Raw genomic sequence first — 26,068 nt, forward strand, 5'->3', positions numbered from 1 at the left:
TAATGCAGCGGTCAGGTTCTGAAAAAAGAACACAAAGAAAACATCCAGAAAGGAATTACGATGAACAAAAGACTTCTAGTGGTTGCGGGCGTGCTGTGTGTGACGATGGGCCTTTCAGCCTGTACCACCAACCCTTACACCGGCGAATCAGAAGCCGGAAAATCCGGTATTGGCGCGGGTATTGGTGCGGCACTCGGCGCGGGCGTCGGTATGCTTTCTTCATCTAAACACGATCGCGGCAAAGGTGCGCTGATTGGGGCGGCAGCCGGTGCGGCGCTGGGTGGCGGCGCGGGTTATTACATGGATGTGCAGGAATCTAAACTGCGCGACAAAATGAAAGGCACCGGCGTCAGCGTGACCCGTCAGGGCGACAATATCGTGCTGAATATGCCGAACAATGTGACCTTCGATACCAACAGCAGCACGCTGAAACCGGCGGGCGCGAACACGCTCACCGGCGTGGCGATGGTACTGAAAGAGTATCCAAAAACGGCCGTGAACGTGGTCGGTTACACCGACAGCACCGGTTCCCGTGCGCTCAACATGAAGTTGTCACAGCAACGTGCTGACGGCGTGGGCAGCGCGCTGATTACCCAGGGCGTTGAAGGCAGCCGCGTGCGGACGACCGGCGCAGGCCCGGATAATCCGATTGCCAGCAACAGCACTGAGGCCGGTAAAGCGCAGAACCGCCGCGTGGAAATCACCCTCAGCCCGATGCAGTAATTGCGTTAAAATCCAAAATATACGCGGAGCCTCAGGGCTCCGTTTTTCGTTTGTGCTATTCTCCGCCAAAGAATCCTCCCTTATTTGTGCAACGGAAATCAGTATGTCGCTGAAAGCTATCGCGAAAGATCTCGGTCTCTCTGTCACCACCGTCAGCCGTGCGCTGAACGGTTACGATGACGTTTCAGCGGAGACCAAAGCGCGGGTTCAGGCGGCGGCAGATTTACGCGGCTACCGCCCGAACACCCTCGCCCGCCGGTTGAAAATGGGCAAGATCGACGCCGTTGGGCTGATTTTCCCCTTCACTTCACATCCTTTAAGCAATTCGGCGTTTATCGAAATGGTCGGGTGCATCACCCGCGAACTGGCGAAATATGAAATCGATTTACTGCTGGTGCCGGATGAACTCGGCACATTTTCGTGGCGGCGGCTGATCGAAAGTAAACGCGTGGATGCCATGCTGGTGGCGCATACGCTGGATAACGACCCGCGCCTGCTGGATTTACAGCAGCGCAATTTTCCGTTTCTGGCGCTGGGGCGCAGCCAGTGTCTGACGCAGGATTACGCCTGGTTTGATTTCGATAACCGCGCCGGTATGCAAATGGCGGTCGATCATCTGGCCGCACTTGGCCACCGCCGTATCGCGTTCCTCGGCGAGAACAATCAGCAATCGTTTATTGGTCAGCGCCATCAGGGTTATCTCAATGGTTTGCGGGCGAACAACCTGCCGTTCAATCCGGATTATGCGCATAAAGTCAGCCCCAGCCGCCGTGCCGGATATCAGGCCACACAGGCGCTGCTGGCGCTGCCTCAGCCGCCAACCGCAATTGTCTGCGACTGCAATATGCACGGCGAAGGCGCGGCGCTGGCGTTAAATGAAGCCGGCTTGCTGATCAGCGGCGGCGTTTCGCTGATTATTTTTGACGGATTACCTTCCGACAGCGTGCCAGACGTCGCCGTCACCGCTATCCGTCAGGGCACCCGCGAAGCGGTCGGGCTGCAAATTGCGGACATGACGCGGGCTCTGATTCGCAACGAACCGCTGAAGAATTTGCAGATTCTCTGGCAGCCGGAATTGCAGGCGGGCGTCACCGCACATCCGCCACACTGATACTTCCCCTTTAAATTATTTTTCCACCCTATATCACAAATTTGAGTCGTCTCATTTCCCATCCGAAACGTTTCGGATCAATAGTTACTCCACAAAATCGCGTTTTATCGCCGCATTTTACCCTTGTGGAGTTGTGACAATATGGAAAACCAGACCGTCCATTTAACCAGCGAGCACATCAGCCTGATCGTGCGCTGCACGCCGTTCGCCGAAATCCTTTACTGGGGAAAACGCCTCAGCCAGTTTTCAGCGCAAGACCTGATTTCCCTGAGCCGCGCAGTGCCCAACGGGCGTATTGACGTCGATGCACCGGTCAATCTCAGCGCCGATTCTGGCAGGGGTTCGTTCGGAAATCCGGGGGTCGAAGGCCATCGCGACGGCCTGGACTGGTCGCCTGTCTTCAATACGACGAACGTCAGGCACCACGATAATCAGCTGACGATCACCACCGAAGACCCGATCGCTGGTCTGCAATTTCGCAGTGAACTGCATCTGGATTCCAGCGGTGTTTTGCAGGCGCGAAATGCGCTGACCAATCTGAAACCCGGTACGTATCAGCTGACGCGTCTGGCCGTTACGCTGCCACTGCCGGAGCGCGCCGCCGAAGTGATGGCGTTTCATGGCCGCTGGATCAAAGAATTTCAGCCTCACCGCACGTTGCTGGATCACGGCGGCGTTATTCAGGAAAACCGTCGCGGCAAAACCTCTTCTGAGCATTTTCCGGCGATGATGATCGGTCATCCGGGTTTTAGCGAAGAACAGGGCGAAGTCTGGGGGATGCATCTGGGCTGGAGCGGCAATCACCGCCTGCGCGCGGATATCAAAACCGATGGCCGCCGTGTGGTACAGGCTGAAGCCCTGTATTTCCCCGGCGAACAGCGTCTCGAACAGGGAGAAACGCTGGAAACGCCGTGGCTCTACGCCAGTTATTCCGCCAGCGGCCTGAACCGCATGAGTCAGCAGTTTCACCGCTTTGTGCGTGAGCAGATTCTGCGCTTCCCGGTGGAAAAACCGCGCCCGGTGCATCTCAATACCTGGGAAGGCATCTATTTCGATCACGATCCCGACTACATCATGCAGATGGCGACCGAATCCGCGGCGTTAGGCGTTGAACGCTTTATTATCGACGACGGCTGGTTCCGGGGACGTGATCATGACCGCGCCGCGCTGGGCGACTGGTATCTCGACGAGAAGAAATACCCGAATGGCCTGAAACCAGTGATTGACCATGTCAAAAAACTCGGCATGGAATTTGGTATCTGGGTTGAGCCGGAAATGATTAACCCGGATTCGGATTTGTACCGCGCGCATCCCGACTGGCTGCTGGCGCTGCCGGGTTATCAGCAACCGAGTGGCCGTCATCAGTTCGTGCTCGATCTTAATAATCCGCAGGTTTTTGATTATCTGGTGGAACGCATGAGCTGGCTGCTCGGTGAGCACGACGTGGATTACGTGAAATGGGACATGAATCGCGAAATCGTTCAGCCGGGGCATGAAGGCCGCGCAGCGCTGACCAACCAGACGCAGCAGTTTTATCGCTTGCTCGACGTGCTCGGCGAGCGTTTTCCGCACATTGAGTTTGAATCCTGCGCGTCCGGCGGCGGACGTATTGATTATGAAGTACTCAAACGCAGCCACCGTTTCTGGACATCGGACAACAATGACGCGCTGGAGCGCCAGAAAATTCAGCGCGGCATGAGCTATTTCTTCCCGCCGGAAGTCATGGGGTCGCATATCGGCAACAAACTGTGTCACGCCACCTCACGCCAGCACAGCATTGCGTTTCGTGGCCTCACGGCGCTGTTCGGGCACATGGGCATTGAGCTGGACCCGGTGAAGGAAGGCGAAGCAGAACGCGCCGGATTCGCGAAATATACCCGGCTGCATCAGCAGTTGCGGCCTTTGCTGCACAGCGGCGATGTGTACCGCGTCGACAGTCATGACGAGGCCATGCTGATTAACGGCGTGGTCAGCGAAAATGGCGATCGCGCGGTGTTTCTGGTCAGCCAGCTCGCCATGCCCACCTGGTCATTGCCGGGAACACTGCGGGTACCGGGGCTGAAACCGGACGCCCGTTATCGCGTCACTGTGCTGGATGAACCGGCATTGCTGGCGGGCGGCGGGAGCGGTCACACCATGCGCGTGCAACCGGCGTGGCTGCACGAATCGCCGGTATTGAGCGGTGAATGGCTGGGGAACGCCGGGCTGACGCTGCCGGTGCTGGACCCGGAAAGCGCCCTGCTGCTGAGTTTTGAGCGCGTTTAGCGTTTTCAATAAAGAAGAAAAAACGCCGGTACCCAGGTGCCGGTTTTGATGGTTTCGGCAAGGAAATCACGATGAACCCTACACAAACTACCGATCGCTGTTTCTATAAAAAAAATACTAACTTCTGGATATTTGGCAGTTATTTTTTCCTGTATTTCTTCATTATGGCAACCTGTTATCCATTTTTACCAATCTGGCTATCTGACGTTATTGGCCTGAGCAAAACGGAAACCGGCATCGTGTTTTCCAGCATGTCGCTGTTTGCCATTTTGTTTCAGCCCTTCTTTGGCGTTATTTCTGACAAGCTCGGCCTTAAAAAACATTTGTTGTGGATTATCGCGGTGCTGCTTTTCCTGTTTGCGCCGTTCTTTATTTACGTTTTCGCCCCGCTGCTGAAAATCAATATTGTGCTCGGCGCGATGCTGGGCGGCGCGTATATCGGCTTCGTTTTTGCCGGCGGTTCCGGCGCTACCGAGGCGTATATCGAAAGGGTCAGCCGCAACAGTGCTTTTGAATACGGCAAGGCACGGATGTTCGGGTGTTTTGGCTGGGGGATTTGCGCCTCGACCGCAGGCGTGTTGTTTAACATCAACCCGAATATCGTGTTCTGGATGGGCTCCGGCGCAGCGCTGATTCTGATGGTTCTGCTGCTGGTTTCCCGCCCGCAGGAAAATAAAAATGCCGTGGTGATGGATAAACTCGGTGCCAATCAGCCGCAATTCTCGCTGAAGACGGCGGCTTTGCTGCTGAAGGAACGCAAACTGTGGATGCTGATTTTATACGTGATCGGCGTCGCCTGCGTCTATGACGTGTTTGATCAGCAGTTCGCCACGTTCTTCAAAACCTTTTTTGCCTCGCCGCAACAGGGCACGGAAATGTTCGGCTACGTCACCACGGCGGGCGAGCTATGCAACGCGCTGATCATGTTCTGTTCGCCATGGATTATTAACCGCATCGGCGCGAAAAATACGCTGCTGCTGGCAGGGACGATTATGTCGATCCGCATCGTCGGTTCGTCATTTGCGACCACCGCCATCGAAGTCATTCTGCTGAAAATGCTGCATGCGCTGGAAGTGCCGTTCCTGCTGGTCGGCGTGTTCAAATACATCACGCAGATTTTTGATGTCCGGTTCTCGGCAACCATTTATCTGATCGGGTTTAATTTTGCCAAACAGCTGGCAGCGATTTTCCTTTCGGCTTTCGCAGGCAGTTTGTACGACCGCATCGGATTCAGCGATACCTATCTGATCCTCGGCGGCATCGCATTTTCCGTGACGATCATTTCCGCGTTTACGCTGAGTAACCGGCCGGAGAAACAGGCGGCTCCGGCGGCAAGACCGGCAGAAGGATTGCGCTGAGTAACGGATGCAGCCTTTCGGCACTCTGTGCTAGTCTCCGTGGGACAAGCATGACGGGAGAAAGGTAGTGAGCAAAAAACAGGAGCCGGGCGCACCGGTACGCGCCACGATACGTGATGTCGCCAGCGCCGCGAAAACGGGTAAAACCAGCGTTTCACGTTATCTCAACGGTGAAAAAGACCTGCTGTCCGACGCGTTAACAGAACGCATCGGACGGGCGATCGCCCTGCTCGATTATCAGCCCAGCCAGATGGCGCGCAGCCTGAAAAGCGGCCAGACGCGTCTGATTGGACTGATTATTGCGGACATCACCAACCCGTATTCCGTTGAAGTCATGCGTGGCGTCGAAGCCGCCTGCCGCCAGGAAGGGCTGACGCTGCTGGTGTGTAACACCAATAACGAGCTCGATCAGGAAAAACATTACCTGCAATTGCTCAGCAGTTATCGCGTGGACGGCATTGTGGTCAACGCCGTCGGCATGCGTGAGGCGGCAATTTCCACGCTGCAACAGGCCAATTTACCGATGGTTTTGATCGACCGTAAAGTCGCGAACTTCGCCTGCGACGTTATCGGGCTGAACAACGTGGAAGCCACGCAGATGATGACCGATCACCTTCTGCAACAGGGTTTTGAAGCCCTGCTTTTCATCAGTGAACCAGCCACAATTAATACCCGTTTAGACCGCCTGCGCACGTTCCTCCAGCGTATGCAGCAATCGCCGCAGCACATCGCCGAACAAGGCGAGATTGAGATTTCGAATACCGAAGCGCTGGATAATATGTTGCGTGAATTCATTGCCCGCCATCCGGACAAACGAAAAGCCGTAATGTGCGTGAACGGCACACTTACATTGCAGGTCGCGCGCGCCATGCGCCGGCTGGGGATTGTCTGGGGACAGGACATCGGTTTGTCTGGTTTCGACGAGCTGGTCTGGGCCGAACTGGCAGGCGTCGGGATTACCACGCTTAAACAGCCGACCTACGAAATGGGCGTCGCCGCACTCGGCCAACTGGTGGCGCGAATTCAGGGAAATACCGACCCCGTTAAAGACCTCGAATTTTCCGGCGAGCTGATTGCGCGAGGCTCCACGACGGCGCACTGAATCTTTTCTTCCCCTGTTTTCTGCCCCGTTCTTCGTGAGCGGGATCATGTTTTCGGCCTTTTGTCCTGTTGATTGGAACCGGTTCCAATTAGGTTGTATAAAACGAAACAAAACATTAACAACGTCTCCCACTGTCGTTTGTTTTACTAAGATGATGTTTTGGGATTGAACGCCTGCGCCGCCGCTGTGGCGCGTTTTATCAGGATAAACTCGCATGAAAAGAGAAGTCGTCATTGTCACCGCCGCTTACGGAAACAGCGTGGTGAAGGCCCTGGGCGGGCAGGCCGCGCTGCTTTCTATCATCGCAGACGCACAGGCAGACGGTGTGGAAATCCGCCGTGAACTCTTCTGCGCAGAAGAGCTGAATACCCTGCCCGAACTGGCGGAAAACATTAAGCGTCACGGGCTGTTTTCAGTCTATTCGGTGCCCTTCCCGCTGTTCATTTCGGGCGGCAAACTGAATCCGGATGCAAAACAGTATTTTTCCGAAGCGCATGTTTTAGGTGCCCGCACCATTAAGTTTTCGCTGGGCGAGTTTGAACCGGGAGCCGATCTGACGCCATTGCGCGTACTGCTGGATTCTCAGACCGTCAAACTGGTGGTGGAAAATGACCAGTCGAGCGATTGCGGAATTTTGTCGCGCATTAATGCTTTTGCCTTTGCGGCGGAATCCCTGCATTTACCTGTGAGTCTGACGTTTGATACGGCGAACTGGCTGTGGGTGGGACAGGATCCTGTCGCTGCAGCCGAACGTCTGGCGCGACATGTGGGTTATGTGCACGTGAAAGCGGCAGAGCAACGCGACGGCAAGTGGCACGCCGTGGCGCTCGATAACAGCGATGGCAGTTGGGAACCGTTGTTAACACTGTTGCCTCAGGATGTGCCCCGCGGCATCGAATTCCCGCTGGAAGGGGATGACCTGACTGCCGTGACGCGTTATTACGTCGAACTGCTGCGTCAATAATTCTGATGCCTCATCAGGAGAAATGGCCATGAAACAGCCCGGGATCGCCGCCCGCCGGTGGGGGTACATCATGCCGGTGGTGTTCATCACCTACAGCCTGGCCTATGTCGATCGTTCGAATTTTAGTTTCGCGTCGGCGGCGGGCATTAATGACGATCTCGGCATAACCAAAGGCATGTCGTCCCTGCTGGGCGCGCTGTTTTTCTTAGGCTATTTCTTCTTCCAGATCCCCGGCACGATTTACGCCGAACGGCGCAGCGTCAAAAAACTGATTTTCTGGTGCCTTTTACTGTGGGGCGGATTCGCCTCACTGACCGGGGTGGTCACTGATATTCCCATGCTGGCAGTGATCCGTTTCGCCCTGGGCGTGGTGGAAGCCGCAGTCATGCCTGCGATGCTGGTGTATATCAGCAACTGGTTTACGAAGTCCGAACGCTCACGCGCCAATACGTTTCTGATCCTCGGTAATCCGGTCACGGTACTGTGGATGTCGGTGCTTTCCGGCTATCTGATCAGGTCGTTCGGCTGGCGGGAGATGTTTATTTTCGAAGGTATTCCGGCGGTGATCTGGGCGATTATCTGGTGGTTCACCGTCAAGGATAAGCCCGAAGAAGTCAGCTGGCTGAGCAGTCAGGAAAAAAAAGCGCTGGCCGCGCAGCTGGAAAAAGAGCAAAAAAGTATTCAGCCGGTCGGCGGTTATCGCGAAGCTTTCCGCTCGCGAAACGTCATTGTCCTTTGTCTGCAATATTTCTTCTGGAGCATCGGTGTGTACGGCTTTGTGCTATGGCTGCCGTCGATTTTGCGCGACGGAAAATCGATGGGCATGGTCGAAGCGGGCTGGCTGTCGTCCGTGCCGTATCTGGCGGCCACCATCGCCATGATTCTGGTGTCGTGGGCTTCCGACAAAATGCAAAACCGCCGGGTATTTGTCTGGCCGTTGTTGCTGGTCGGCGCGCTGGCGTTCCTGGGTTCATGGGCCGTTGGCACAAACTATTTCTGGCTTTCGTACAGTTTACTGGTGGCCGCTGCCGCCGCAATGTATGCCCCGTATGGCCCGTTTTTCGCCATCATTCCTGAAATGCTGCCGAAGAATGTTTCCGGTGGCGCAATGGCGTTAATCAACAGCCTCGGGGCGCTTGGCTCGTTCTTTGGTTCCTGGTTTGTCGGCATGCTGAACGGTAATACGGGCAGCCCGGCAGCCTCCTTTATTTTTATGGCCGTGTCGTTACTGGTTTCCGCAGGGCTGACCCTGCTGGTCAAACCGCGACAATCTGAAATGAAACAAAAAGAAGTTTCCTTAACCTGAGGGAGTGGTAATTGATGAAGCCGTCTATTGTTGTGTATAAGAAACAACCTGCTGACCTGCAACAACGCCTTGAGCAGCACTTCGCCATCACTCAATTTGATGACATTACAGAAGAAAACCGTGCGCAAGTTTTAGAAGCGTTACAGAACGCGGAAGGGTTGCTGGGCTCAGGCGGAAGGGTGGATAAAGACCTGTTGGATCACGCGCCGCGCCTGCGTGCCGTTTCCACCAGTTCTGTCGGTTACGATAATTTTGATGTCGCAGAACTGACGCGCCGTGAAATCCCGCTGATGCACACTCCGACCGCGCTGACCGATACGGTTGCCGATACCGTGATGGCGCTGGTGCTGGCGACGGCCCGCCGCGTCGTGAATCTGGCGGAACGTGTGAAAGCGGGCGAATGGACACAAAACGTCGGCCCGGACTGGTTCGGCATCGATGTTCACCACAAAACCATGGGCATCGTGGGCATGGGCCGCATCGGTCTGGCACTCGCGCAACGTGCGCATTTCGGTTTTGATATGCCGATTCTGTACAACGCACGCAGTCAGCACACCGAAGCAGAAGAGCGTTTTGGCGCGCGCAAATGTGAACTGGACGAGCTGCTGGAGAAATCTGATTTCGTTTGCGTTCTGCTGCCCATGACCAAAGAGACGTTCCATCTGATCGGCAAGGAACAACTGGCGAAAATGAAATCCAGCGCCGTGCTGGTCAGCGCCGGTCGTGGCCCGGTCATTGATGAACCTGCGCTGATTGAAGCACTGAAAGACGGGACGATTTATGGTGCCGGTATGGACGTGTTTGAAACAGAACCGCTGCCGAAAGATTCCCCGCTACTGAGCCTGCCAAACGTGGTGGCGCTGCCGCACATTGGTTCTGCGACGCATCAGACCCGTTATGATATGGCGGCCTGCGCGGTGGATAATCTGATTGCCGCCCTGAACGGCGACGTGAAACAGTTCTGCGTGAATCCGGAAGTTCTCAGAAAGTAACCCCTTCCTTTTCCTTCCCTTTCAGTGATTTTGAAGGGGAAGGACAATTCAAAACCCGGTGGTCGGATTGCGCTGCTTTGCCTCAGGCGTTATGGTGGGCATCACATTTCGATAACATACAAAACTTTCTATGACGTTTTCTGCTTTCGGTAACAAATTTACCCGTTTTTCAGGCATTACCCGCCTGATTGGCGACATGAATGACGGTTTACGCACACCCGGTGCTGTGATGTTGGGCGGCGGTAATCCGGCGCAGATCCCTGAGATGCAGGATTATTTCCAGACGCTGCTGGCGGACATGTTGGCCGACGGCAAGCTGACCGAAGCGCTGTGCAATTACGACGGCCCGCAGGGCAAAGACGTGCTGCGTCACGCACTGGCAGAAATGTTGCAGAAAGAACTCGGCTGGCAGCTCGATGCGCAAAATATCGCGCTGACGAACGGCAGCCAGAGCGCCTTCTTCTATTTGTTTAACCTGTTCGCAGGGCGTCGCGCCGACGGCAGCATGTCGAAAGTGCTGTTCCCGCTGGCCCCGGAATATCTGGGTTACGCCGATGCCGGGCTGGACGAAAATCTGTTTGTTTCCGCCAAGCCGAATATCGAACTGTTGCCTGAAGGTCAGTTCAAATATCACGTCGATTTTGATCATCTGAATATCACCGAGGATATCGGCCTGATCTGCGTTTCGCGCCCGACCAACCCGACCGGCAACGTGATTACCGACGAAGAGCTGATCCGCCTCGATGCCCTGGCGCAGCAAAAAGATATCCCGTTATTAATCGATAACGCCTATGGCGTGCCGTTCCCCGGCATCGTGTTTACTGACGCGACGCCGCTGTGGAACCCAAATATCATTCTGTGCATGAGCCTGTCGAAGCTGGGCCTGCCGGGTTCGCGCTGCGGTATCGTGATTGCCGATGAGAAAATCATCAGTGCGATCAGTAATATGAACGGGATTATCAGTCTGGCACCGGGCAGCGTCGGGCCCGCCATTGCCACAGAAATGATTGCCCGTGGTGATCTGCTGAAGCTTTCCGAAAACGTGATCAAGCCGTTTTATTATCAGCGCGTGCAGGAAACTATCGCCACGCTGCGCCGTTATCTGCCGGAAGAACGTTGCCTGATCCACAAACCGGAAGGCGCGATTTTCCTGTGGCTGTGGTTTAAGGATCTGCCGATTACCACTGAAGTGTTGTATCAGCGCCTGAAACAGCGCGGCGTGCTGATGGTGCCGGGGGATTATTTCTTCCCGGGGCTGGAGCATCCGTGGCCGCACACGCATCAGTGTATGCGCATGAATTACGTGCCGGATGCCGAACAGATCGAACGCGGTGTCAAAATTCTGGCGGAAGAAGTCGAAAAAGCGCACGCCGAAAATTAACTTTTCTGCGCGACAGGCATAAAAAAACAGGAGGGCAAATGCCCTCCTGTTTTCGTTTTTACCGGCTGACCGGGATTAGGCTGACTGATTTTCCAGTGCAGGTTTCTCGGTACCGATCGCAATTTTCTGCGGCTGCAAAGCTTCCGGTACGTCACGCACCAGATTGATGTGCAGCAAGCCGTTTACAAACTCGGCGGCTGACACATGCATGTGCTCTGCCAGCGTGAAGCTCAGGGTGAAAGGCTTAATCACTAACCCCTGATGCAAATACTCAACTTTCGTTTCCTGCTGAGCCGGGGTGCCGCTGACGGTTAAGCGCGGACCTTCCACTTCAATATTCAGCTCACTTTGCTGGAAACCGGCCAGTGCCAGCGAAATACGGTAATGATTGTCGTCAGACTTCTCAATATTGTACGGCGGGAAAGCCTGGTCGCCGCCCTGCATTGAGCTGGCTAATTTATCAAAACCAATCCACTGACGAAGTAATGGGGAAATATCGTAATTACGCATGGTGTAACTCCTTCTTTGAAGCGAGATTAATTAATCCGTCACCCGATTTGGGTGTGACGGTTCAGCTCCCTGACGGCGAGCCCAAACTTTTTCATTTGTGCGTTGTCTTTATAAACGCTTAGCGGATCTCGATACGCCGTGGTTTGGACGTTTCAGGAACGATGCGTTCCAGATCGATATACAGCAAACCATTCGACAAATTGGCCGCTTTAATTTGAATATGTTCGGCCAGCTGGAATTTGCGTTCGAAATTACGCTCAGCAATGCCCTGATATAAATACGTGCGGTCGGTGTCAGACGGTGCATGCGCGCCTTTGACCACTAACATATTGTCCTGCGCTGTGATGTCCAGTTCGGATTCGGCAAATCCCGCTACCGCGATAGCAATCCGGTAATGGTTTTCGTCAACCAATTCAACATTATAAGGAGGATAGCCGCCACCCTGATTCTGACCCGATTCGATAAGATTAAATAAACGGTCAAAACCAATTGCAGAACGGTATAGTGGGGATAAATCAAAATTACGCATTACTACTTCTCCTGACATTCAGCGAGTGTATGTATATAGCCTTCCGGATGGGACAGGCTCGCGACGCAGTTTATATTCACGATCCCTTCCGGCGATCGTTCCGCTGCGTCGTACATTAAAAATGGCGATAAAAGCGATAATTTCAAGTGGGCATTCGCAAGAAAAAGACAAAAATTTTGTTTTCGTTTGAACTGCGGGGGTCAAAATACAAATATTGCCACGGCGAAAAGCCAGGGACAGCAGGCAGTTTCCTGCAAGATTTCAAATAGTCATTACACTTATTGGGATCGCAGCCACAGAGCTACAGCTTGCTTTGTTAATTTTTTGTGCTGGGTGGTATAAGTCACTTTGACTTAAAAGCTCAGCCTGACAGCATAAGATGAGTTCTAACATGAAGAAATGTGTATTAACGCCGCTGATGACAGGATGTGTTTTTTTAGCGACGAGCGGCTGTTCCAGCGTCATGAGCCATACCGGTGGCGATACCGGGTATTATTCGGGCACGCGCTCAGACGTCAATATGATGAAAAGTGACGACACCAGCTGGGCAATGACTCCGTTGCTACTCGTGGATTTGCCTTTCAGCGCCTTACTCGATACGTTTTTGCTGCCTTACGATTATTATCGCAGCGGAAAAGTGACGACGCGCGACCGGGTCAAAGCCAGCGAAGAACACAATATTGCGCTGAGCAACGGGGTGGATATCGATCACACCCCGCCGATGACTTCGACGCCGCGCGGTGAGAAATCCTCCACGCATAAAAAGTAATCATCGGCCGGTTGGGTAAAAACTTAGCGGCTGGCCGTCACGAAGATTTGCGCGAATTCACCCATCTGGCGCATGAAAGCCACCTGGCTGCCGTCGGGTGAATACACCACCGCATCCGCGCACGGCGCTATTTCCGTTCTTTCGGTCAGCCGGTGCATGTCTCCGCTTTGCATATCAAGGCGCATCACGCTGTTGTCGCACACCAGTGCCGCTGATTTCCCGTCCGGGTTCCAGCTAAATGCCGACTGAATTCCGCTGGCCGAATAGCTGATTTGCACAGGCGCCCCGCCATTAGGCGAAACCGTCCAGAACTGCACCACGTCGTTTTCATCTTTCATCAGAAACGCAATCTGGCTGCCATCCGGCGAAGACCGCAACCAGTGACGCGGCTGAGTGGCGATACCTTTTTCAGTAAACGTAATTCGCCGCTGTTTCACGCCCGCCGGGGGCGCAGGCAGTGTGTCCGGCGTTCCCTGCAACGGTTTTTCTCCTGCTTTCAGGTAATCCGCGTCGTCTTCCGGCAAATCCACCACGAAAATTTCCGGATGCTTTTCTCCGCTGGCTGAAAGCGTATCACCAATAAAAGCCAGCGCCCGGCGCTGACGATGACCGTCCGGTTTGATATAGCCTTTCTGGCCGATCCAGCCTTCTTCATACGCGCGGTTAATGTCGTCGCTGCCGGGCTGTGGTTTAGCGGTAGTTTGACTGACCAGCACGCTGAAATGGCTGCCATCATATTCGCGCGGGTGATGTTTTGGCGGCGCGACCGGATGTGCCGATAACGCGACGCCGACGTTACGTAAGTCCAAAACAGGGGCCAGTTCATGCAAAACATGGTCGTTGTAGGTAAAACTGAGGCGGGAGCCGTCGGGGCTGAAAACATGAACATGCGTGCCGCCACGCAGAGCGCCGGGCGTAAACGGCGCGGTGATGTCCATCGCGTCGAGCGTCACGGCCTCCTCACGCTGCGGCTCTGAGACAATTACGCCGCGCCGGTGATAGAAATCATACTGCCAGCCGGCATCCGGTTTTTCCGGGCCATGAATAAACGCATAGCGGGCGGGCTGATCCGGGCTGACCGTCACCACGCCCACATGAGCACCTTCACCAGCGCGATAAAGGACTTCCGTCTCGCCGGTTTTCACATTCACGCGCTCAATGGTGGAACCGGTGAAAGAGCCACCGTGCGGGCGCACGTCGTAGACCAGCCACTGGCTGTCCGGCGTCCAGACGTTAATGTTGGTCAACTGATGCCCGCGGGGATCGGAAGTTAACTGTTTTTCCATGATAAATCTCAGACGTTAAGAACAAATTTCTCAACCGCAAACGCCACACCGTCTTCGGTATTGGTTTTGGTGACGAACTGGCTGACGGCTTTTACGCTGTCGAGCGCGTTACCCATCGCGACACCAATACCGGCGTATTCCAGCATTGCGATGTCATTTTCCTGGTCGCCCAGCGTCATGACGTTTTCACGCGAAATACCCAGCTTTTCAGCCAGGACTTTAACGCCTTCACCCTTGTTCACACGCTTATCGAGGATTTCAAGGAAATACGGTGAGCTTTTCATGATGGTATAGCGATCTTTGGCTTCTTGCGGAAGCTGGCTGATGGCGCGATCCAGCACGTCAGGATCATCAATCATCATAATTTTCGGGAAGGTCAGGGACGCGTCCATTTCTTCCGCCGGGCAGAACTGAAGCGGAATGCCGGTCGTGAAGGATTCATGCACGCTGAATTTGCTGATGTGGCGATTTGCGGTGTAAAGGTCGGTTTTGGTCAGCGCATGAAAATGCACGCCCAGCTCACGCGCCAGTTGTTCGAAGTAGTGATAATCTTCAATTTTGAGGGATATTTCGGCGATCACGCTGCCATCTTTCGCATTGTGAACCAGTGCACCGTTGTTGGTGATGCAATAACACCCTTCCTGCTGCAAATCCAGTTCCTTTAAATAACGCTGCACGCCGATAAACGGGCGGCCTGTCGCCAGAACGATTTGCACACCTTTTGCTCGCGCATCGGATAACGCTTTTTTAACGGCTGGGGTCACTTCATGCTGCGGATTGAGCAATGTCCCGTCCATATCAATTGCAATTAATTCAATAGCCATAGCATCCTCAGAGTTTGAAAAATCTTCCTTAATGCTAAGCGACATGCCGGGCTAAAGCCAGCCAGAAAGCGGGTGACGATAGACGAAAAAAAAGCCCGAAGCGGTTTCCCGGTTCGGACTTTTTTCAGCAACCACGATCAGATTTTCATCAGATATCGATATTGGCTGCTTTCAGGGCGTTTTCTTCGATGAAGGCGCGGCGCGGTTCAACCGCATCGCCCATCAGCGTTGTAAACAACTGGTCAGCGGCAATGGCGTCTTTCACAGTCACACGTAACATGCGACGTTGTGCAGGATCCATAGTGGTTTCCCACAGCTGATCAGGGTTCATTTCGCCCAGACCTTTGTATCGCTGAATCGACAGACCACGACGGGACTCCTTCACCAGCCATTCCAGCGCCTGCTCGAAGCTGGTCACTGGCTGACGGCGTTCGCCACGTTCGATGTACGCGTCTTCTTCAATCAGGCCACGCAGTTTTTCACCCAATGCGCAGATTTTGCGGTATTCGCCGCCCTGAATGAAATCAGCATCCAGATCGTAATCCGTGTCCACGCCGTGAGTACGGATGCGCAGAACCGGTTCGAAAATCTGTTGTTCGCGATTTTCACGTACGATAGCGCTGTAGCTGCTGCCGTGCTGCTCTTTCTCATTAAGCAGCGCAACCAGCGACTCCATCCAGGCCTGAACTTTAGCCTGTTCGGCCAGTTCAGTACCGGCCAGCGTCGGCTGATAAATCAGGTTGTTGAGCAGCGCACGCGGATAACGACGTTCCATACGGCCAATCATTTTCTGCACGCTGTGATGTTCAGCCACCAGTTTTTCCAGTGGTTCGCCCGCCAGTGCCGGTGCGTGAGCGTTGGCGTGCAGCGTTGCGCCGTCCATCGCAATGGAGATCTGATACTGATCCATTGCTTCGTCATCTTTAATGTACTGCTCCTGCTTGCCTTTCTTCACTTTGTACAACGGCGGCTGTGCGATAAACACATGGCCACGTTCAACAATTTCAGGCATCTGACGGTAGAAGAAGGTCAGCAGCAGAGTACGGATGTGTGAACCATCGACGTCGGCATCGGTCATGATGATGATGCTGTGATAGCGCAGTTTATCCGGGTTGTATTCGTCACGGCCGATACCACAACCGAGCGCGGTAATCAGCGTTGCCACTTCCTGAGAAGACAGCATTTTGTCGAAGCGTGCTTTCTCAACGTTGAGGATTTTACCTTTCAACGGCAGAATCGCCTGATTCTTACGGTTACGGCCTTGTTTTGCAGAGCCGCCCGCGGAGTCCCCTTCCACTAAGTACAGTTCGGAGTGCGCCGGGTCGCGTTCCTGACAATCCGCCAGTTTGCCTGGCAAGCCGGCCAGATCCAGCGCGCCTTTACGGCGGGTCATTTCACGGGCTTTACGTGCTGCTTCACGCGCACGGGCTGCATCAATGATTTTCCCGACCACGATTTTCGCGTCGCCCGGGTTTTCCATCAGATAATCAACCAGCTTCTCGTTCATCAGTGACTCAACGGCGGTCTTCACTTCAGAAGAAACCAGTTTGTCTTTGGTCTGGGAAGAGAACTTAGGATCCGGCACTTTTACCGAAACGACGGCAATCAGACCTTCACGGGCATCATCACCGGTGGCGCTGATTTTTGATTTTTTGCTGTAGCCTTCTTTATCCATATACGCATTAAGTGTACGGGTCATCGCAGAACGGAAGCCAACCAGATGGGTGCCGCCGTCGCGCTGAGGGATATTGTTGGTAAAGCAGTAAATGTTTTCCTGGAAGCCGTCGTTCCACTGCAAGGCTACTTCAACGCCGATATCGTCTTTCACCGTGGAGAAATAGAATACGGTCGGGTGAATGGGCGTTTTGTTCTTGTTCAGATATTCCACGAACGCTTTGATACCGCCTTCGTAATGGAAATGATCGTTTTTGCCGTCACGTTTGTCCAGCAAACGGATGGCAACACCAGAGTTCAGGAATGACAATTCACGCAGGCGTTTCGCCAGAATTTCATACTCGAATTCGGTGTTATTGGTGAAGGTATTAAAGCTCGGCCAGAAACGCACTGTGGTCCCGGTCTGATCGGTATCACCGATCGCTTTCAGCGGAGCCTGTGGCTCGCCGTGCACATACGTCTGAGAGTGCACTTTGCCTTCGCGGCGGATAACCAGCTCCAGTTTTTCCGACAAGGCGTTAACGACGGAAACACCCACGCCATGAAGACCACCGGATACTTTGTACGAGTTATCATCGAACTTACCGCCAGCATGCAGAACGGTCATGATCACCTGAGCGGCAGAAACGCCCTCTTCTTCATGAATGCCGGTAGGAATACCACGACCATCATCTTGCACGGAGACTGAGTTGTCTGCGTGGATCGTGACCTGAATCTCTTTACAGTGGCCCGCGAGGGCTTCGTCGATAGCGTTGTCCACAACCTCGAATACCATGTGGTGCAGACCAGTGCCGTCATCGGTATCGCCGATATACATGCCGGGGCGCTTACGCACCGCGTCCAGCCCTTTTAATACCTTGATACTTGAGGAGTCATAAGAATTCGACATCAACGTTTCTCGCTCATTTTTAGTCCTGTGATAGAACGGCTATTTTACCTTGTTCCACGCGGAACATCTTGCCCTTTTCACCCATCATGTCGGTCACTTGCTCAGCGCTTATCGCACTGACAAAAACCTGTGCCTGGGTGGCTTTCAGGCGATCCGCCAGCAACCGACGTCTGTCGGCATCCAGCTCGGAGGCAAAATCGTCAAGAAGATACAGGCAACGCCGCCCGCTCTGTCGGGTGAGAAACTCACCCTGCGCTAACCGGAGCGCACACATCAGTAATTTCAGCTGCCCACGGGACAATAAATCTTCCACCGGCGTGCCGTCGGCACGAATGCGGAAATCCGCTTTGTGTGGACCTGATGCGGTATAGGTTAAGGCTCTGTCGCGTTCAAAATTACGCTCCAGCAACTCGCCGTACTCGGTTTCCTTGTCCCATCCACGCTGGAACGAAAAACTGAGGGCGAATTCAGGCAGGAATTGCGCGCAGGTCGCGCTGATATCAGCCGCGATCGCTTCGCTGTACGCCGCCCGCCATTCGCTAATACGCTCGGCTAACGGGATCAGTTCCTGATCCCAGGCACGAATTTGCGCATAGCGACTCACCTGTCGCAACGCGGCGTTGCGCTGCTTGAGTAACCGTCTCAGGTTGCTCCAGGCGATAAAAAAACCGGGATCGTGATGGAAACAACCCCAGTCGATAAACGCCCGCCGGTACTTCGGCCCGCCATTGAGCAGGGTGAAGCCTTCGGGCGTGATAAGTTGCATCGGCAACATCTGCGCCAGTTCAGACACTTTGTGTCCGTCACTGCCGTCGATGCGTACTTTACTGTCGCCCTGACGGCTTTTGCTCAGGCCAATCGATAATTCACGATCGCCGCCGTCATCGACCCGCGCATGCAGCACAAATTCAGGCTGATCGTGTCGAATGACACGCCCGGCCAGCAAACTGCGAAAAGCGCGGCCATGCCCGAGGGTATATACCGCCTCGAGCACGCTGGTTTTACCGCTGCCGTTGGGACCGACGAGAAAGTTAAAACCCGGCGAGGGATCTAAATCCGCCGCCTCGATGTTGCGGAAATCTTTTATCAGTAAGCGCGTTAAGGCCATTAATTCAGATCAAAGCCTCATTGGCATAACGACATACGCCGCAGACTGACTGGCGGCATCTTCGATCTGCACGCTGGACACAGAGTCGGTCAGCAGCAAGTTAACGTCTTCGCACTTGAGGGCGTTAAGCACATCCAGCACGTAACTGACGTTAAAGCCGATTTCCATTTCAGTGCCTTCGTAGCCGACATCCAGAATTTCTTCGGCTTCTTCCTGTTCCGGGTTATTGGCGGTGATTTTCAGCTGGTTATGGCTGACATACAAACGCACACCACGGAATTTTTCGTTAGAAAGAATGGCTGCACGGGCAAACGCCTGTTTCAGCAAGTCACAACCTGCCTGTAGCGTTTTGTCCGGATTCTTCGGCAATACACGGCGATAATCAGGGAAACGACCATCAACCAGTTTGGATGTGAAAATGAAGTCGCCGACGTGCGCACGGATATTGTTGCTGCCGATTTGCAGTTGCAGCGTGTTGTCGCCGCCGTCGAGCAAACGCACCAGTTCCATCACACCTTTACGCGGCACGATCACCGAATGCGAAGGCAATGACTGACCAACGGGCATTGAACAAACCGCCAGGCGGTGACCGTCGGTCGCCACCGTACGCAGTTCTTCACCTTCGGTTTCAAACAGCATACCGTTTAAATAATAACGGACGTCCTGATGCGCCATGGAGAACTGCGTGGCTTCGATCAGGCGTTTCAACGTGGCCTGCGGCAGGGTGAATTCCACCTCGCTTTGCCAGTCGTCGAGATTAGGGAAATCTGTTGCCGGCAGGGTCGACAGCGAGAAACGGCTGCGGCCTGAACGTACCAGCATACGGTCGCCGTCGAGCGCGACGGAAATTTCCGCGCCTTCTGGCAATCCCCGGCAGATATCAAAGAATTTACGCGCAGGAACGGTCGTCGCCCCGGCTTCATGTGGCTGAGACAGCGCGACTTTCGCCACCATCTCCATTTCCAGATCCGTCCCGGTCAGCGACAGCGCGCCATCCGTCACCTGTAATAACAGGTTACCCAGAATTGGCAACGTCGGTCGTCCACCCAGCGGGCTACTGACCTGTTGCAGTGGTTTCAGCAAATGCTCACGTTCAACAATAAATTTCATAGCGCTAGGAAGATAATGTTCTGATTAAGTTGGAGAAATCTTCTTTGATGTCGTGACTTTCTTCACGCAACTGCTCGATTTTCCGGCAGGCGTGCAACACCGTGGTATGGTCCCGACCACCGAACGCATCGCCGATTTCTGGCAGGCTGTGGTTGGTCAGCTCTTTCGCCAGCGCCATCGCCATCTGGCGTGGACGGGCTACCGAACGGGAGCGCCGTTTGGAAAGCAGGTCAGCGACCTTGATTTTATAATATTCGGCCACTGTTTTCTGAATATTATCGATAGTGACCAGCTTCTCCTGAAGCGCCAGTAAATCGCGCAGCGCTTCACGAACGAAGTCGATGGTAATCGCACGGCCAGTAAAGTTGGCATTGGCAATTACGCGGTTCAGTGCACCTTCGAGTTCACGCACATTGGAACGCAGACGTTTAGCAATAAAGAACGCCACTTCACCCGGCAGACGGATATCGTTCTCGTCGGCTTTTTTCATCAGGATCGCCACGCGCGTTTCTAATTCTGGCGGCTCGATCGCCACCGTCAGGCCCCAGCCGAAACGCGATTTCAGACGATCCTCAACACCGTTGATCTCTTTCGGATAGCGGTCAGAGGTCAGGATGATCTGCTGATTACCTTCGAGCAGGGCATTAAAGGTGTGGAAGAATTCTTCCTGGGAACGTTCTTTATTAGCAAAGAATTGGATGTCATCGATGAGCAACGCATCGACTGAACGGTAGTAACGTTTGAACTCTTCGATCGCGTTGTTTTGCAGGGCTTTTACCATGTCCTGCACAAAACGCTCGGAGTGCATGTACACTACTTTTGCGTTGGCTTTGCGCGCCATAATGCCGTTACCGACCGCGTGCAATAAGTGGGTTTTACCCAGACCGGTGCCGCCATAAAGGAAAAGCGGGTTGTACGCGCCACCCGGATTATCAGCCACCTGCCGCGCCGCCGCGCGAGCCAGCTGGTTTGATTTACCTTCAACGAAGTTATCAAAAGTATGTTTCGGGTTGACGTTAGAACGGTAAGAAAGTTCGGGCTGAACCGGAGAACTGTCCCAGCTTGGGCGGGACGGAGCCAGACGCGGAATAGCAGGCGCCGACTGTGAGCTGACGCTGGCCGCGACCGGTTGACTGACGCGTTGAATCAACGGCTTGCTGCCGACTTCAAAACGCAGCAACGGAGCATCCGTGCCACAGAAATCGTTTAGCAAGCCGTTAATATTGTTTAGGTATTTGTCACGAACCCAATCCAGGACAAAACGATTCGGGGCGTAAAGCGCCAGCGTATTGTCGTTGAGTTCCGCCTGCAGGGGGCGTATCCACATACTGAATTCTGTGGCAGGTAGTTCATCCTGCAAACGGGCAAGACATTGCTGCCAAAGCGAAAGTGACACGGCGGACTCCACTCGAACAAGTATAAAAAAAGAAAAGGATCAGGATATTTTTTAAATCATGATTTTTGACACACGTTCCGCCCGCAATGGGGGAAATTTCTCTCACCACCCTGTCAGTGGCGTAAAGTCACGTGTGAACCGCTTTTTACGGTTTTTGTCGAAAGCTACCCTGCTGGGATGGCGATCGGAATGGCGGATCATAACGCAATCCGTCACAGAGATCCTCCCCTTCCTGAGAGTTTAGATCCTTTTTATCCACAGGCACTGATCGGCAAGTGGGTAAGCTTAGCCGATCCTTTTAAAATTAGGCGATGTAATCATCACTCTGGTGAAAAAATAGGAGTCCGCTGAGGCTATTTTCGCCAGTTTGGGAGAAAGATCTCCTCCCTGTGGATAAGGATCAGGCGAGGATCCTTGCGATTTATAGCAGAGTCCGTATAATCCTCAGCCCTACGTGTGAAGCCTGTGCTCCTGATGGTCATAACCAGATGGATATTACGGTGTGACCACGGGCCATTCTGGTAAACACTTGAGCCATTTCTGGCAATGTAAATTGACTCAGGACTGTACAGTTATTACAATCCCGCTTCTTTATATGTTGCGACAAAGGCATCGGTCGTATTTTCGCCGAAATGTCTTCGCGTTTACTGATCAGTAATAATTTAAGTTTAGGTAGAAATCGCCATGAAACGCACTTTCCAACCGTCCGTATTGAAGCGCAACCGTACCCACGGCTTCCGTGCTCGTATGGCCACCAAAAATGGTCGTCAGGTTCTGGCTCGCCGTCGTGCGAAAGGCCGTACCCGTCTGTCAGCTTCTAAGTAATAAAAGCTAACCTATTTAGTGGTTAAGCTCGCTTTTCCCAGGGAGTTACGTTTGTTAACTCCCCGTCATTTCACTTTCGTCTTCCAGCAGCCACAACGGGCTGGCACGCCGCAAATCACCATACTCGGCCGCCTGAACGAGCTGGGGCATCCCCGCATCGGTCTCACCGTCGCAAAAAAACACGTCAAACGCGCACATGAACGCAATCGGATCAAACGCCTAACCCGCGAAAGTTTTCGGTTGAATCAGCACACGCTGCCGTCGATGGATTTTGTGGTGGTCGCCAAGAAGGGTGTCGCCGATTTAGATAATCGCGCGCTGACGGAAGCGTTGGAGAAATTATGGCGTCGACATTGCCGACAGGCTCCCGCATCCTGATTAAACTGATACGTGGTTATCAGTTATTCATCAGTCCGTTGCTCGGGCCACATTGCCGCTTTCGACCAACCTGCTCTCAATACGGTATTGAAGCAATTGGTCGTTTTGGCATGTTAAAAGGCAGTTGGTTGACATTGAAACGCGTATTAAAATGCCATCCTTTGAACCCAGGTGGTGATGACCCCGTACCGCCGAAAACCGACAATAACAGAGAACACTAACGATGGATTCGCAACGCAATCTTTTCCTCATCGCTCTGCTGTTCGTGTCTTTCATGATCTGGCAGGCATGGCAAACGGACCACGCTCCGCAACCCGCCAACCAGACCACGCAACAGACTGCGAACACTGCAAACGGTGATGCTGCTAACCAGGCTGTTCCTGGTAGCGGACAGGGCAAATTAATTACAGTTAACAGTGATGTGCTGTCATTAACGATCAACACCCGTGGTGGCGACATTGAGCAGGCTCTGCTGACTGCTTACCCTACATCTTTGGGCTCTGACCAGCCTTTCCAGTTACTGGAAACCACTCCTAATTTTCTCTATCAGGCACAAAGCGGTCTGACAGGTAAAAACGGCCCTGATAATCCGGCAAACGGCGAACGTCCTCTGTTCCAGGCCAGCTCGGATTCGTTCACATTGGCTGAAGGCCAGTCTGAACTGCGCATTCCGATGTCTTACACGGCGCAAAACGGTGCGGTTTATACCAAAACCTTCGTGATCAAGCGCGGTTCTTACGCGGTGAACGTTGAATACAACATCAACAACACCACGGCTGCCCCGCTTGAACTGACCCTGTTTGGCCAGTTGAAACAAACCACCGATTTGCCTAAGCACCGCGATACCGGCAGCAATAACTTTGCGCTGCATACGTTCCGTGGCGCGGCATACTCCTCAAGTGATGACAAATATCAGAAGTATGCGTTCGATAAGAGCGAAGCGCTGAATGTCACAACTCAAGGCGGTTGGATTGCTATGTTGCAACAGTATTTTGCAACAGCGTGGATCCCGTCAGCGAAGGACACCAACACGTTCTTCACGACCACCAACAACGGTATCTCCTCGATTGGCTTTAAAGGTGCACCGTTTACCGTGGCACCGGGTGCGCAACAACAAGTCGCGTCTACCCTGTGGGTCGGTCCTGAACTTCAGGACAAAATGGCCGCTATCGCACCTCACCTTGACCTGACCGTTGATTACGGCTGGTTGTGGTTCATCTCTCAGCCACTGTTCAAACTGTTGAAATTCATCAACAGCTTCGTCGGTAACTGGGGCTTCTCAATCATTGTTATCACCTTCATCGTGCGCGGTATCATGTACCCGCTGACCCGTGCTCAGTACACGTCGATGGCGAAAATGCGTATGTTGCAGCCGAAACTGGCCGCGATGCGTGAACGTATCGGTGATGACAAACAGCGCATGAGTCAGGAAATGATGGCGCTGTACAAGTCTGAGAAAGTGAACCCGCTGGGTGGCTGTCTGCCGCTGGTTATTCAGATGCCAATCTTCCTGGCACTGTATTACATGCTGTCTGGCTCCATTGAATTGCGTCACGCGCCATTCATCCTGTGGATCCATGACCTGTCAGCGCAAGACCCGTACTACATTCTGCCGGTTCTGATGGGTATCACGATGTTCTTCATTCAGAAGATGTCGCCGACAACCGTTACTGACCCGATGCAGCAGAAGATCATGACCTTCATGCCGGTCATCTTCACCGTGTTCTTCCTGTGGTTCCCGTCTGGCCTGGTGGTGTACTACATCGTCAGTAACCTGGTGACCATTCTCCAGCAGCAGCTGATTTATCGCGGGCTGGAAAAACGTGGCCTGCACAGCCGCGACAAGAAAAAGTCATAAGTCAGCGTCAGGGCGTTTGCCGTCCTGACCGCTACACTCATGATTAAGACACGAAGGCGGTCATCGAGACCGCCTTTTTGCATATTCAGAAAGAGACAATTGCTATGAGTACCTCAGATACCATTATTGCCCAGGCAACGCCTCCCGGTCGCGGCGGCGTTGGCATTTTGCGCATTTCCGGCCGTGCGGCGCGTGATGTGGCACAGGCTGTCTTAGGTAAGCTGCCAAAACCCCGCTATGCCGATTATCTTCCGTTTCAGGATACCGACGGCAGCACGTTAGATCAGGGGATCGCACTGTGGTTCCCCGGCCCGAATTCGTTTACCGGTGAAGACGTGCTGGAACTGCAAGGCCACGGCGGCCCGGTCATTCTCGACCTGCTGCTCAAGCGGATTGTCGCGCTGGAAAATGTACGCATCGCGCGTCCGGGCGAGTTTTCTGAACGTGCATTTCTCAACGATAAGCTGGATCTGGCACAGGCAGAAGCCATCGCCGATCTGATCGACGCCAGTTCCGAACAGGCCGCACGCTCAGCGGTCAATTCGCTTCAGGGCGTTTTCTCGCAGCGTATTCATCATTTAGTGGAAGCACTCACTCACCTGCGAATCTTTGTCGAAGCGGCTATCGATTTCCCGGATGAGGAAATCGACTTCCTGTCCGACGGCAAAATCGAAACCAAACTCAACACCGTGATGGGCGACCTGGATGCAGTGCGTGCTGAAGCCCGTCAGGGTAGCCTGCTGCGTGAAGGGATGAAAGTCGTGATTGCCGGGCGCCCTAACGCCGGTAAATCCAGCCTGCTGAACGCGCTGGCCGGTCGCGAAGCGGCGATTGTGACGGACATCGCGGGCACCACGCGCGACGTGCTTCGCGAACATATTCATCTCGATGGAATGCCATTGCACATCATTGATACCGCCGGTCTGCGTGAAGCCAGCGACGAAGTTGAGCGTATCGGTATCGAACGTGCGTGGAATGAGATCGAACAGGCCGACTTAGTGCTGTTTATGGTCGATGGCACCACCACTGCGGCAACTGAACCGGCGGAGATTTGGCCAGAGTTTATGGCTCGTCTTCCGGCTTCCCTGCCTATCGTCGTGGTACGCAATAAAGCCGATATTACCGGCGAAGCGCTGGGGCAAACAGAAGTGAATGGTCACTCACTTATTCGCCTTTCAGCGCGCACCGGTGACGGCGTAGATTTGCTGCGCGATCATCTGAAACAGGTGATGGGCTTTAATCACAACATGGAAGGCGGATTCCTTGCCCGTCGTCGCCACTTGCAGGCGCTGGAAGACGCCGCGCAGCATCTGGTGCAGGGTAAAGATCAGCTGCTTGGCGCATGGGCGGGCGAATTGCTGGCGGAAGAACTGCGTCTTGCGCAGCAGTCGCTGAGTGAAATCACCGGCGAATTCACGTCTGACGATTTGCTGGGCCGTATTTTCTCGAGTTTCTGTATCGGGAAATAATGACCGGCAGAATGCAGAAAAGCCCGCGACTGTTGCGGGCTTCTTTATGTAATTCATAATGTTATCTTACCAGACTTAATAAATACGCCCGGTTTGAGCACCTTCCACACTGCGCACATAAGCTTTCGCCACGCGCGCCGTGCATGTGGTTTATCTGCCCGATTTCCGCCCGCGAGCAAAACTGAACAGCCTGATTAACTACATGGCAGAAAACGATTTCTACTGATGATCCCGTCCATAA

At 53.7% G+C, this 26,068-nt stretch carries 24 protein-coding genes; 15 read left to right on the plus strand and 9 right to left on the minus strand.

The annotated features are described in order from the left end of the window. The first annotated feature begins 60 nt into the window (after positions 1 to 60). From ACM5QY_RS04265 to ACM5QY_RS04305, 9 genes are all read left to right on the plus strand, one after another. Complete coding sequence (locus ACM5QY_RS04265) at positions 61 to 723, plus strand: OmpA family lipoprotein (RefSeq protein WP_104923847.1); 663 nt, start codon at positions 61 to 63, stop codon at positions 721 to 723. A gap of 103 nt (positions 724 to 826) precedes the next feature. Next, positions 827 to 1,834 carry a substrate-binding domain-containing protein gene (locus ACM5QY_RS04270; protein WP_416119373.1) on the plus strand — a complete coding sequence of 336 codons (1,008 nt, stop codon included), beginning with the start codon at positions 827 to 829 and terminating at the stop codon, positions 1,832 to 1,834. 141 nt (positions 1,835 to 1,975) lie between these two features. Next, positions 1,976 to 4,099, plus strand: a complete 2,124-nt coding sequence (locus ACM5QY_RS04275; RefSeq protein ID WP_416119375.1) for an alpha-galactosidase — start codon at positions 1,976 to 1,978, stop codon at positions 4,097 to 4,099. A gap of 71 nt (positions 4,100 to 4,170) precedes the next feature. Beyond that, positions 4,171 to 5,457 carry an MFS transporter gene (locus tag ACM5QY_RS04280; RefSeq protein ID WP_416119376.1) on the plus strand — a complete coding sequence of 429 codons (1,287 nt, stop codon included), beginning with the start codon at positions 4,171 to 4,173 and terminating at the stop codon, positions 5,455 to 5,457. Positions 5,458 to 5,524: 67 nt separating this feature from the next. Beyond that, complete coding sequence (locus ACM5QY_RS04285) at positions 5,525 to 6,559, plus strand: LacI family DNA-binding transcriptional regulator (RefSeq protein WP_416119377.1); 1,035 nt, start codon at positions 5,525 to 5,527, stop codon at positions 6,557 to 6,559. A 214-nt stretch (positions 6,560 to 6,773) separates the two neighbouring features. Further along, positions 6,774 to 7,523, plus strand: coding sequence for a sugar phosphate isomerase/epimerase family protein (locus ACM5QY_RS04290; protein ID WP_416119378.1), 750 nt, complete (start codon positions 6,774 to 6,776; stop codon positions 7,521 to 7,523). Between the two features lie 28 nt (positions 7,524 to 7,551). Continuing rightward, a complete protein-coding gene (locus tag ACM5QY_RS04295) occupies positions 7,552 to 8,829 on the plus strand; it encodes an MFS transporter (RefSeq protein ID WP_416119379.1) in 1,278 nt (425 codons plus the stop codon). A gap of 14 nt (positions 8,830 to 8,843) precedes the next feature. Further along, the gene (gene ghrB / locus ACM5QY_RS04300; RefSeq protein ID WP_416119381.1) at positions 8,844 to 9,821 is read left to right on the plus strand and encodes a glyoxylate/hydroxypyruvate reductase GhrB; all 978 of its coding nucleotides are present in this window, start codon (positions 8,844 to 8,846) and stop codon (positions 9,819 to 9,821) included. 130 nt (positions 9,822 to 9,951) lie between these two features. Then, complete coding sequence (locus ACM5QY_RS04305; RefSeq protein WP_416119383.1) at positions 9,952 to 11,202, plus strand: valine--pyruvate transaminase; 1,251 nt, start codon at positions 9,952 to 9,954, stop codon at positions 11,200 to 11,202. A 75-nt stretch (positions 11,203 to 11,277) separates the two neighbouring features. On the opposite strand, the gene ibpB is transcribed toward ACM5QY_RS04305, so the two are convergent. The 3 genes from ibpB to ACM5QY_RS04320 all read right to left on the minus strand — a co-directional run bounded on the left by ibpB (position 11,278) and on the right by ACM5QY_RS04320 (position 12,706). Then, positions 11,278 to 11,712 (minus strand): small heat shock chaperone IbpB, encoded by a 435-nt coding sequence (ibpB, locus tag ACM5QY_RS04310; RefSeq protein WP_416119384.1) that lies wholly within the window; start codon positions 11,710 to 11,712, stop codon positions 11,278 to 11,280. Between the two features lie 118 nt (positions 11,713 to 11,830). Next, the gene (gene ibpA / locus ACM5QY_RS04315; protein ID WP_101077802.1) at positions 11,831 to 12,241 is read right to left on the minus strand and encodes a small heat shock chaperone IbpA; all 411 of its coding nucleotides are present in this window, start codon (positions 12,239 to 12,241) and stop codon (positions 11,831 to 11,833) included. A 261-nt stretch (positions 12,242 to 12,502) separates the two neighbouring features. Then, positions 12,503 to 12,706, minus strand: coding sequence for a hypothetical protein (locus ACM5QY_RS04320; RefSeq protein ID WP_416122966.1), 204 nt, complete (start codon positions 12,704 to 12,706; stop codon positions 12,503 to 12,505). On the opposite strand from ACM5QY_RS04320, the gene ACM5QY_RS04325 reads away from it, so the two are divergent. After that, positions 12,633 to 13,010 carry a YceK/YidQ family lipoprotein gene (locus tag ACM5QY_RS04325; protein WP_416119386.1) on the plus strand — a complete coding sequence of 126 codons (378 nt, stop codon included), beginning with the start codon at positions 12,633 to 12,635 and terminating at the stop codon, positions 13,008 to 13,010. The genes ACM5QY_RS04320 and ACM5QY_RS04325 overlap by 74 nt on opposite strands. A 23-nt stretch (positions 13,011 to 13,033) precedes the next feature. Here the strand turns inward: ACM5QY_RS04325 and ACM5QY_RS04330 are convergent, their stop codons facing one another. From ACM5QY_RS04330 to dnaA, 6 genes are all read right to left on the minus strand, one after another. Continuing rightward, the gene (locus ACM5QY_RS04330; protein ID WP_416119388.1) at positions 13,034 to 14,296 is read right to left on the minus strand and encodes a DUF3748 domain-containing protein; all 1,263 of its coding nucleotides are present in this window, start codon (positions 14,294 to 14,296) and stop codon (positions 13,034 to 13,036) included. An 8-nt stretch (positions 14,297 to 14,304) separates the two neighbouring features. Beyond that, the gene (yidA, locus tag ACM5QY_RS04335; RefSeq protein WP_416119389.1) at positions 14,305 to 15,120 is read right to left on the minus strand and encodes a sugar-phosphatase; all 816 of its coding nucleotides are present in this window, start codon (positions 15,118 to 15,120) and stop codon (positions 14,305 to 14,307) included. Positions 15,121 to 15,268: 148 nt separating this feature from the next. Continuing rightward, positions 15,269 to 17,683 (minus strand): DNA topoisomerase (ATP-hydrolyzing) subunit B, encoded by a 2,415-nt coding sequence (gene gyrB / locus ACM5QY_RS04340; protein ID WP_416119390.1) that lies wholly within the window; start codon positions 17,681 to 17,683, stop codon positions 15,269 to 15,271. Between the two features lie 19 nt (positions 17,684 to 17,702). After that, positions 17,703 to 18,791: a DNA replication/repair protein RecF gene (recF, locus tag ACM5QY_RS04345; RefSeq protein WP_416119391.1), complete on the minus strand. Its 1,089-nt coding sequence runs from the start codon at positions 18,789 to 18,791 to the stop codon at positions 17,703 to 17,705. A gap of 9 nt (positions 18,792 to 18,800) precedes the next feature. Next, the gene (gene dnaN / locus ACM5QY_RS04350) at positions 18,801 to 19,901 is read right to left on the minus strand and encodes a DNA polymerase III subunit beta (protein ID WP_416119392.1); all 1,101 of its coding nucleotides are present in this window, start codon (positions 19,899 to 19,901) and stop codon (positions 18,801 to 18,803) included. 4 nt (positions 19,902 to 19,905) lie between these two features. After that, on the minus strand, positions 19,906 to 21,297 hold the full coding sequence (gene dnaA, locus ACM5QY_RS04355) for a chromosomal replication initiator protein DnaA (RefSeq protein WP_416119393.1): 1,392 nt from the start codon (positions 21,295 to 21,297) through the stop codon (positions 19,906 to 19,908). Between the two features lie 684 nt (positions 21,298 to 21,981). Between dnaA and rpmH the strand changes: the two genes are divergently transcribed. The 5 genes from rpmH to mnmE all read left to right on the plus strand — a co-directional run bounded on the left by rpmH (position 21,982) and on the right by mnmE (position 25,827). Beyond that, positions 21,982 to 22,122: a 50S ribosomal protein L34 gene (rpmH, locus tag ACM5QY_RS04360; RefSeq protein ID WP_104923868.1), complete on the plus strand. Its 141-nt coding sequence runs from the start codon at positions 21,982 to 21,984 to the stop codon at positions 22,120 to 22,122. 18 nt (positions 22,123 to 22,140) lie between these two features. Continuing rightward, entirely contained in the window at positions 22,141 to 22,500 is a 360-nt protein-coding gene (rnpA, locus tag ACM5QY_RS04365; RefSeq protein ID WP_071823635.1) for a ribonuclease P protein component, read from the plus strand. After that, positions 22,464 to 22,721: a membrane protein insertion efficiency factor YidD gene (gene yidD, locus ACM5QY_RS04370; RefSeq protein WP_095924029.1), complete on the plus strand. Its 258-nt coding sequence runs from the start codon at positions 22,464 to 22,466 to the stop codon at positions 22,719 to 22,721. Before rnpA ends, yidD begins: the two co-directional genes overlap by 37 nt. A 2-nt stretch (positions 22,722 to 22,723) precedes the next feature. After that, positions 22,724 to 24,358, plus strand: coding sequence for a membrane protein insertase YidC (gene yidC, locus ACM5QY_RS04375; RefSeq protein ID WP_416119394.1), 1,635 nt, complete (start codon positions 22,724 to 22,726; stop codon positions 24,356 to 24,358). A gap of 104 nt (positions 24,359 to 24,462) precedes the next feature. Beyond that, positions 24,463 to 25,827, plus strand: a complete 1,365-nt coding sequence (mnmE, locus tag ACM5QY_RS04380) for a tRNA uridine-5-carboxymethylaminomethyl(34) synthesis GTPase MnmE (protein ID WP_416119395.1) — start codon at positions 24,463 to 24,465, stop codon at positions 25,825 to 25,827. The last annotated feature ends 241 nt before the right edge of the window (positions 25,828 to 26,068 follow it).

The sequence above is a fragment of the Rahnella sp. PCH160 genome, from assembly GCF_047784855.1.
Taxonomy (GTDB): domain Bacteria; phylum Pseudomonadota; class Gammaproteobacteria; order Enterobacterales; family Enterobacteriaceae; genus Rahnella.